The organism is Vibrio sp. V33_P6A3T137, assembly GCF_009904835.1.
GTDB lineage: Bacteria > Pseudomonadota > Gammaproteobacteria > Enterobacterales > Vibrionaceae > Vibrio > Vibrio metschnikovii.
On the sequence record NZ_WXWK01000101.1, the window covers coordinates 1 to 9837 of the forward strand.

Annotated in this window: 8 protein-coding genes; 3 read left to right on the top strand and 5 right to left on the bottom strand. The window is 44.1% G+C overall.

Going from position 1 to position 9837, the window contains the following annotated elements:
* Window positions 1–74 precede the first annotated feature (74 nt).
* The 3 genes from CAG60_RS09765 to CAG60_RS09775 all read left to right on the top strand — a co-directional run bounded on the left by CAG60_RS09765 (window position 75) and on the right by CAG60_RS09775 (window position 4403).
* Window positions 75–1706 (top strand): methyl-accepting chemotaxis protein, encoded by a 1632-nt coding sequence (locus CAG60_RS09765; RefSeq protein WP_158138412.1) that lies wholly within the window; start codon window positions 75–77, stop codon window positions 1704–1706.
* A 258-nt stretch (window positions 1707–1964) separates the two neighbouring features.
* On the top strand, window positions 1965–3188 hold the full coding sequence (gene alr, locus CAG60_RS09770) for an alanine racemase (RefSeq protein WP_161438832.1): 1224 nt from the start codon (window positions 1965–1967) through the stop codon (window positions 3186–3188).
* 345 nt (window positions 3189–3533) lie between these two features.
* On the top strand, window positions 3534–4403 hold the full coding sequence (locus tag CAG60_RS09775; protein WP_161438833.1) for an EamA family transporter: 870 nt from the start codon (window positions 3534–3536) through the stop codon (window positions 4401–4403).
* An 80-nt stretch (window positions 4404–4483) separates the two neighbouring features.
* On the opposite strand, the gene CAG60_RS09780 is transcribed toward CAG60_RS09775, so the two are convergent.
* The 5 genes from CAG60_RS09780 to CAG60_RS09800 all read right to left on the bottom strand — a co-directional run bounded on the left by CAG60_RS09780 (window position 4484) and on the right by CAG60_RS09800 (window position 9717).
* Entirely contained in the window at window positions 4484–4957 is a 474-nt protein-coding gene (locus CAG60_RS09780; protein WP_161438834.1) for a DUF2947 domain-containing protein, read from the bottom strand.
* An 82-nt stretch (window positions 4958–5039) separates the two neighbouring features.
* Window positions 5040–5627, bottom strand: coding sequence for a ribosomal protein S5-alanine N-acetyltransferase (gene rimJ / locus CAG60_RS09785; RefSeq protein WP_202598556.1), 588 nt, complete (start codon window positions 5625–5627; stop codon window positions 5040–5042).
* Complete coding sequence (tyrR, locus tag CAG60_RS09790; RefSeq protein WP_004395334.1) at window positions 5627–7171, bottom strand: transcriptional regulator TyrR; 1545 nt, start codon at window positions 7169–7171, stop codon at window positions 5627–5629. The genes rimJ and tyrR overlap by 1 nt, the downstream gene beginning before the upstream one ends.
* A gap of 147 nt (window positions 7172–7318) precedes the next feature.
* On the bottom strand, window positions 7319–8341 hold the full coding sequence (locus CAG60_RS09795) for a YcjF family protein (RefSeq protein ID WP_161438835.1): 1023 nt from the start codon (window positions 8339–8341) through the stop codon (window positions 7319–7321).
* Window positions 8338–9717, bottom strand: coding sequence for a YcjX family protein (locus CAG60_RS09800; protein WP_161438836.1), 1380 nt, complete (start codon window positions 9715–9717; stop codon window positions 8338–8340). The genes CAG60_RS09795 and CAG60_RS09800 overlap by 4 nt, the downstream gene beginning before the upstream one ends.
* Window positions 9718–9837 lie beyond the last annotated feature (120 nt).

Genomic DNA, 9837 nt, shown 5'->3' on the forward strand with positions numbered 1-9837 from the left:
TCGTTGGATAATAAGTGCACAAGGGAGTTGTGTTTGGTGCCAATCCAATCCACCCAATGTAAGGTAGCTTATTCATGTTTTTAAAAAATATGTCGATTAGCAAAAAATTAGCCAGCGGATTTGGGCTCATTGCTCTTATCAACATTTTATTTGCTTGGTTTTTACATACAGAACACCGTGAGATTAAAAATCAACTCATTAACTTTACCGAAGACACCTTCCCCGCTTTTGAAGCGGTCGATAATATTGGTGATAAACTGTCTTATTGGCGTCGCACTCAATTTGCTTCATTACTTTCTAGCGATCGCAGCGATATTACCAATCGACTCAATCAAAGCCGTCAATTTCAACAAGAAATCGAGGCGGAGTTAAAGAAATACGGGCAAGATATTTGGCCCGGTGAAGAAGAACGTATCTTTAGTCAACTGATGCGTCATTGGCAAAGCTACAATCAAACCATGGTTGAATTCAATCAGGCATTAGCAGCCAACGAGCAGATTAAAGCCTTGGATATTTTAAACCGTTCTAATCAAGATTTTCGTCAAATTGAAGCCAATATAGAAAAACTCGGCGCTATCCTTAGTCAGGCTATGGACGGCAATAAAGACTACATCCTTAAAGCCGTCAATCGGATTGATGTGAGTTCGAGTATCATCAATATCGCGATCTTAGTTATTATGGCGCTGGTTACCTATTTTATAACGCAGATCATTTGCGGGCCATTAAAGTTAGTGGTCGCACAATCGAATGCGATTGCCAAAGGTGATTTATCACAAAAACTCAATCGACAAGCGATTGGCAATGACGAGCTCGGTGAGTTGGCCGATGCCTCGATGGTTATGCAAGACAATCTTCGTCAATTAATTGAAGAGACCATTTCAGCAGTGACCCAACTGAGCAGCGCAGTAGAAGAAATGTCACAAATTTCCTCTCAAGCAGCTCAGGGTATGCAAGAGCAGCAAGATCAAATCACACAAGTGGCAACGGCCATGAGTGAGATGAAGGCGGCTGTCGCTGATGTTGCCAGTAATACCGAAAACTCGGCGCAAGAAATTGATACCACCAATAAACAAGTTCAAGAAGGCGCGCGCGACAATAAACTGATGGTTAACGCTATCGGCCAAGTCGCAGAAATCATTACTCAAACGGGTCAAACGGTTTCTGAACTTGAACAACAATCCAATCAAATCAATATGATTGTCGATGTTATTCGTGGTATTGCCGATCAAACCAACTTACTTGCACTCAATGCAGCCATTGAAGCGGCCCGCGCTGGTGAATCTGGTCGAGGCTTTGCCGTGGTGGCCGATGAGGTTCGAACTCTTGCCGGACGTACACAAGATTCGACGGGTGAAATTACCTCTATTATCGAAAAACTGCAAAACATGGCCAAACAGGCCAAAGAAGGTACTGATCGCTCATGTTCAAGTATTGATAACTGCGTTGAGCAAGGTAACCATTCACAACAACTCATGCACTCTATCGAGCAATCTATTGCTCAAGTGGCCGATATGGGGGCGCAAATTGCCAGCGCTTGTAGCCAACAAGACTCGGTGGCCGATGAGTTAACGCGTAATATAGAAAATATTCACCACGCCTCTCAAGAAGTGGCTCAAGGTGCCAATCAAACTGCACAAGCGTGTACCGAATTGGCGCAACTGTCGGTGTCATTACAAAATTCGATGATGCGTTTCAAACTTCAGTAAAATACGTTATTCTAACAACCGTTTAGAATACTCTATAAAACGCCTACTCTCTAAACAGACAGTAGGCGTTTGTGTTGTTGGGGCGTCGTTTATCTTCGCGGACTTCCCTTCCGTTTGTTTTTTCAAACGCCCATCACAGATTAAACGCCTATTCTAACGCCTTATCAAAACACTCTGAAATTCTCGCTATACTGATTGTCATATGAAGTTAAGCGAAATTCGATTTTTAAATTTTATGCCCCCCGATTTGGAGACATTATGCATTTTAAAGCTACGCTACTTTCTATCGCTTTGGCGAGCACCTTACCTTCTTTTCTCAGCCATTCTGCTCCATTAGCGCTTGATACTACCGTCCCTTCTGCTGAGCAAATCGCGCAATCCAATGCTTGGCTCGAAATCAACCTAGGTCAATTTAAAACCAACATTGAACTATTTAAATCACACATTAACCCAAGCAGTAAAATTTGTGCAGTGATGAAAGCTGATGCTTACGGTAATGGCATCCGTGGTTTAATGCCGACGATCATCGAACAAGGCATTCCTTGTGTCGCCATCACCAGTAATGCTGAAGCCCGCGCGGTACGCGAAAGTGGCTTTCAAGGTCAACTGATGCGTGTTCGTTCTGCAACCATCACTGAAATTGCCGCCGTCGCCGAGCTGAACATTGAAGAGTTGATCGGCACCAAACAACAAGCGATGGATCTTGCTCAATTAGGTCAGCGTTTAGGTACGCCTATCAAAGCGCATTTAGCGTTAAATGATGGTGGTATGGGCCGTAATGGCGTTGATATGAGCCATGAAAAAGGGAAACAGGAAGCGCTCAGCATTACTCAGCAAAAAGGCTTACAAATTGTTGGGATCATGACACATTTCCCCAATTATAATCCGGATGATATTCGTGCCAAATTAGCCACCTTTAACCAACATGCTAATTGGCTGGTTGAGCAAGGGCCATTGAAACGCGAAGAGGTTCAGTTTCACGTTGCTAACTCATATACTGCGCTCAATGTACCCGAAGCTCAATTGGACATGGTTCGCCCTGGTGGCGTGTTGTATGGCGATTTACCAACCAATCCAGAATACCTCCCTATTGTCTCATTTAAAACTCGCATCGCGTCACTGCATCACCTACCAAAAGGCAAAACCGTAGGTTATGACAGCACTCATATCACCGACAGTGACACCGTATTGGCCAATTTGCCAGTGGGTTATTCTGATGGCTATCCACGAAAAATGGGCAATAAAGCGCAAGTGCTGATCAATGGTCAGTGGGCAAACGTAGTCGGAGTGACCTCAATGAATACCACCATGGTTGACGTCTCTACTATTAAAGGCGTTAAACCTGGACAAGAGGTAGTACTGTTTGGATCTCAAGGCAAAAAACAAATCAGTGTCGACGATATTGAAACGCATAGCGATCTTATCTTCCCTGAGCTTTACACCATATGGGGCACGGCTAATCCGCGTTTTTACGTTAAGTAGTGGAGTTAAACCTACTCGTCTACCTGTCAGGCCAGTGAGTCTTTGAGGCGTTGATCCTTTTCTAGATTCACTCAACTACCAGTCCCCTTATTTCTATCGATAAGGGGACGATTACGCTCAGCGACCATGATGAAACTTACCAACAAATGTTGTTTAGGCGTTTGTAGCAAAAGAAAATTCATATCCTGTTACCATTGCCATTTGTTTTATTTCAGGCAGAATAACCCTTCTTTAGGCTGACCTCGATCGCCTCACGCTATCCTGGCGAATTCCAGCAATAACGGACTGTCTGTCCAATATATCGCTGGGAACCTTTTAGATTACCCACTTCAAGTAAAAGAGTATATGACCCAGAAATCACCCGTTCTTTTTGCGGTAGGTTGCCTACTGATCGCAATGATGGCTATACAATCAGGCTCCTCAATCGCTAAACAACTGTTTCCTATCGTCGGTCCTGGTGGAACGGTTGCCCTGCGCGTGAGTATCTCTGCTTGTATTTTATTGCTCATTTTTCGCCCGTGGCGATTATCGTTAAGCCTTGCGCAGTGGCGAGCGATGATCATCTACGGGGCAAGTTTAGGCGGAATGCAGATCTTATTTTACTTTGCCATCGAACGTATTCCATTAGGGATTGGTGTCGCTTTAGAATTTACCGGCCCACTACTCCTCGCGCTATTTTCTTCAAAACGTAAGCTCGATTTGGTTTGGGTTGCTTTGGCGATATCTGGTATGGCGTTGTTACTGCCCGATATGCGGGGAGTTGATGCCCTCGATCCCATTGGAGTTGCGCTCGCATTGGCTGCTGGCGGTTGCTGGGCTGGGTATATTTGGTTTGGGCAACGAGCTGGTACGGTTGGTTCCGGTGGCATGACAGTCGCTATCGGTATGACCGTCGCGGCGCTGTTTATTTTCCCGATTGGCGCTTATAGCGCATCATCCACGATCTTTACTTGGTCAATACTACCGATGGCGATTACCGTCGCGATTCTGTCTAGTGCATTGCCTTACAGTTTGGAAATGATGGCGTTAAACCGCCTATCTACCCAGCATTTCAGTGTACTAATGAGTCTAGAACCCGCCGTCGCCGCCATGGCAGGATTTATGATTTTAGATGAAAGATTAGCGCTGTCACAATGGTTCGCTATCGGTATGATCATCAGTGCATCAATGGGCAGCACCTTAAGTGCTCAACGTAGGAAGACTGTCACTTCGTAACCTCTCAACAAAGAGAGAGTGTATTTATTTTGTTAATACACTCTCCCCTTTTTTGAAACTCAAAACGAACTCAACAGAGTCTACAAACGCTGACCAATTTTTACTGAGCCGTTGGTTTGAAACCATAATGCTTGCGCACGACGGCGGCCTATTAAAATCGGACCATCGTCGTAGAATAAAAAGTTCTTCCAATGGTTTTTAAACACCGACCATTTGGTTTCAATCACATTGTATTTCTCATAACAAAAATAAACCGTTACATCATCTTGCCAATCAATGTGTTCCAGTATCGCTGCTGGTAAAGCAAGATCATCACTTTCCCATGCTTCCATCCATGAGATGTCTTGCTGCCAACTCGCAGCTTTCTTGGGCCAGTCTTGCGAGCTAAAACGCTCAGCATCTGGACTTTGCGCACTGATGTTTTCTTTCCAAAACTGAGCTGAGCGTGACGGGCTCATCGGTTTTATCTGTGCTTGATCACTCTCGGACACGGGCATTGATTGATGCGTGAAAATCCATTTTCTTGAATACTGTTCCAAAGGCAAATACGACATGAGATGTCCTTAGACGTTAAACCAGCGCATGCTGGTAATAAATAAAATGAGATACCTAAATAAACGGCGAATGAAAAGTGACTTATCGATTGATTGAAGTACTGGCTTGCCAGTTTGGATTAATCAACGAAACCAGCACATGATCCTGCCATTGACCATTAATTAATAAATAATCTTTGGCTAACCCTTCTCGGATAAAGCCAACTCGCTCAAGTACCGCAGCACTGCGATGATTCGTTGGCATATAAGCCGCCATAATACGATGCATATTTTGTTGTTTAAACAAAGATTCACAGGCCATATGAAGTGCCCGAGTCATAATATAACGCCCTTGGGCAGACTCGGCTAACGAGTAGCCAACGTGACAAGCATAAAAGGGAAAACGCGTGACGTTACTGAACGAAATCGTGCCAACAATTTGTTGACTATTCACCTCAATGATTAAGCAATAGTATCCGAGAGCTAAACGATGCAACTCTTCCAGTTTGATTAATCTCTGCTGCCAACCGGTAACTTCAAAAAAGGCCGCTTCGCGTTGAGGTTCCCACGGTTTTAAATAATCACGATTAGTCACAAAATAATCAGCCAGTGCTTCAGCATCCGCTAATTGAGCACTGCGTACAAGAATCTCCCCATCACTGACCAACATCGCTGCTGTTCCCTTAGTCATTAACGTTTCCTAATCCCATAATCACGTAACTTATTGGCTATTGAGGTATGTGAAACATTCAAACGTTTAGCGAGTTTTCGACTGGATGGAAACGACTGGTAAAGCTTGTCTAAAATTTGTGATTCATAGTCTTTCATAATGTCATCAAGCGAGCCATCAAGGTTTACCGTCGATAAGCTCAAGCCGCTACTGTCTACCGCTGGCAAATGGAAATAATCGACCTGCAATTGTTCGCCATCCATTTCTGTCAACGCACGCAACACCATATTATCTAACTGGCGTATGTTACCTGGCCATGGATATTGCATTAACTGATCCACTAAACCTTCGGCGTATTGCGGCTTCACCATGCCTAATTTATGGCTGTGTTTGGTTACAAAGAGCTCCAAAAGCGGTTGAATATCGCTAGGACGCTCGCGTAGTGCTGGAATACGCAAGGTTAATACATTCAGTCGATAGAAAAGATCTTCCCGGAACGTGCCTGAATCAGCCAATTCGGCCAAATTATGACGAGTAGAGGCAATCACGCGGACATCGATATGAATTTCATGTTCTTCACCAACTCGACGAAAGGTTCCGTCTTGTAAGAAGCGCAACAATTTGATCTGTAGATGAGGGCTCATTTCGCCAATTTCATCTAAAAATACCGTGCCACCGTTCGCTTGTTCAAAAATCCCTTTATGCCCTTGTTGATGATTAAAAGAGCCCGGAGCATGCCCAAAAAGCTCCGTTTCTGCGACATCATCCGGCATAGAGGCACAGCTTAACACTAAAAAGGGAGCAGTAGAGCGGTGAGAACGGTGATGACAAGCTCGAGCGAGCATCTCTTTTCCGGTCCCCGTTTCACCTTCAATTAATAACGGCTGATCGAGCATAGCTAATTTTTTAGCATGATTTATCAATGCCTTATGGCGATTGGATACACCAACAAAATGCTCAAAACCTAGTGAATTGTGTATCGATAATCGATCGTGGCCGTGTACTGTGGTGACCTTAGAACGTAAGATCATCATCGAGCTCGCTAACGTGGCATCATGAGCTGAATTACCAATATAAACTGGCATTAGCTCCATGGTATAGTCTAGCCCGTCAATCACAACCGCTTCACGAATCGGCGCTTTACTGCCATCGACCCAACGTGAAAAATTAAACAGCGGTAACACTTGAGAAATGGGCGTTCCGATCACTTCCTCACTGGGCTTATTCAAGAGTGCTAAGGCACTTTGATTGGCCATATCGACAAAGCCTTTTAGATCAATCGCTAAGACGGCATCGGGTAGATTATTGAGCAAGGAAATCAGTTCAGTATTATGACGTTCCATCGGCATAAACTGAATTTTACGAACATCTTTGACGCCAGAAATACGGCGAATTTCCGCCATTAATTCACTAAAAGTATCAAAATCAATATCTGGGCAATTAAGATAAATAATGCCTATCACATCAATTTCGATACCTCGCAAATCGATTTTTTTTGAAGCGAGGATCTCAAGAAGCTCTCGGGTTAAGCCGAGTCTATCTTCACAAATGACTTCTAGACGCACTGAATGTTATCCTAAGCAGAAAGTGTCACGAAAAGTTGACAGTAGTTTCTATCAACCTCAGCACAGCGTCAAGTGATTCTCGTTAAATCCTCTGGCTTGCCCCAATACTTTCTGTAACCAAGCCAACAATGCGCTTCATAAAGCGAATTATTGGCTTACCAAAGCAGTAATTTTTGCCACGATTTGTTTACGTATTGCACTCAACTTAACCACTCGATTCTTTTGCCACGGTAATGGCCTAAGTAGCGAAATGGCTTTTAGACCTAAACGAGCGGTCAGTAGCCCAACTCCGAGTCCTTGACCTGCACGAGCAGAGAGTTTTTTAGTCAGATCCATCGATAACAGATCCATGCTAGCATCAATGGCCAATTCACTCGCTCCTGCGACCGCCATGTTGACTAATACGGCTTTAAATAGCCGTAAACGAGACCAATAACCAAGCTCAATGCCATACACGTCTGCTAAACGATCAATCATCGTAAAATTACGCCAAGCGATCAATAACATATCCACTAAGGCTAAAGGACTGATCGCCACCAATACGGCGGCTTCAGTAGCATAGCGTGAGACGATTTGAGTGGCCTGTTTATCTTGTTCATTGACCACCATCGCATCATATAACTCGATGATTTCAGCATCGCTGTGGCTATTATCAATACTCTTCAACCAACGTTGATAAGCACTACTATGCAAGTTAGTGTGACTTTTATTGGCTAGCATCGTACAAAAAGCTTGTCCTTGCCCTAGCCCATCTTGCTGGATCAATTGCTCGGCTTGCTCTTGCACAGAAAAATGCTGACGTAAGCGACGCAGTGTCCACAGCTCCTTCCCTAAACGCCCAATACCCAAGCTCGCTAAGAGCGTCAACAAAATAACCCAAGCCAGATCAAGCCAGTTAGCCGATTGGATCGCGGTATAAATACTCTCTATTGCTTGCCAACCGAGTAAGGTAGAAAAAGCAATCAATAGACTCACTACCATCCATTTTTTCTTCCGCTTAGGACGAATGACTTGTTCAAGCTGGCTCTCTAATTCGGTTTCCGGCGCTATGCTTGACTCGGTAATAAACCGCTGCTGATCATTAAAGGTCGCAGATGCAGCGATGACTGGTTCAGGCTCGGTTTGCTTGAGTGGTTGATTAAAAATTTGCTGATTTTTTAAATCCGTCATGTCAATTTATCCCCAATCAAGATCTCTAATGCTTTATCCATCCGAATGTGCTGACAAGGTTGATCGTCGAGACTCGGCATAGGACGAAAAGCAATAAACTTAAACTGATGATGCTGCCAATAGTCAGGATGAGGCAGTTTTTTCGGGACATCTCCGGGGTATAGAGTGATCGGTTGCCCTTGTACATCGATCCCTTGAATAGCCGAAATTTTTTGATGATGACTCTCAACATAGCCCGATTGAGTCGCTCGAATCGACGCAAGACTGATACAACGCATCTCAATATTTTCGTAAGCGGCATGTTGCCAAGCCGGATGAATCATCTGCTGCAGCAATGACACCATATTCGGATGCTGATCAGGCGTCACATGATCGGCTTTGGTGGCCGCAAAAAGCACTTTATCAATCTTCGGTGAAAATAAACGGCTGAGTAAGCCACTGCGACCATAACGAAAACTGTGCATAATCTGTTCTAGTGCACAACGCATATCCAAAAACGCTTCATGACCAGCATTTAAAGGCGATAAACAATCGACCAAAACAATTTGCCGATCAAACGTAGCAAAGTGTTGTTTATAAAACGCCTTAACGACCTTATTTTGATACTCTTGATAGCGCGAGAGCAGTAATCCTAACATCGAGTTTTTTGCAGGTTTATTTTGTGGATCAACATGACGACAAGGAAAAAACTGCAACACCGGCGCTCCCGCAAGTTCTCCTGGTAATACAAAACGTCCCGGTTGAACCCAATGCAAACCATGCAACTTGCATTGATGAAGATAATCAGTATAAAGCGCAGCAATCTCGGCCAATTGCGCTTCATTCGCTTCTTGTTCAAGATCAAGCTTATCTATCGCGTTTAACCAAGGTTTCGCTAACTCTGCACGTTGACCATGTAACGCATTAAACTGCTGAGCCGACCAAGTATAAAAATCCAAATTTAACAGTGGTAAATCCAACAACCATTCGCCAGGGTAATCAATAATATCCAGATACAAGGTTGCCGTGCTGCCCAGTAATTTTTTACTGCGTTTATGCGGGCGATATTTAATCGCTAAACGAATTTCACTGACATCGCGGGTAGGTACTGGCCAGTTTGGCGGATCAGCATGAAGCTGCTCCATCGCCTGATCGTAACTGAAACGAGGCACCATAAGATTACGTTGTGGGATACGCTTAGCACCAATAATCCGTTTATCACGCGCCGCGGCTAACAAAGGTAACTGATCATGCGTGGCCGTATGCAGCAGTTGATTCACTAACGAACTAATGAACGCAGTTTTACCTGCTCGCGATAAACCAGTGACCGCAAGACGAACATGGGCGTCTAAACCTCGGTGCAGAAGTGCACTCATCTCTTGACTGATTCGCTGCATAGCTTGTGGGTTTCCTCAGTAAATGTTGCCATTTTAGATCAAGATAATTAATCGTCTTCAATCAGTTTGTAAATGACAAATAAGCTTATTTGTAGCAAAACAAACAGAACACAACTAGTA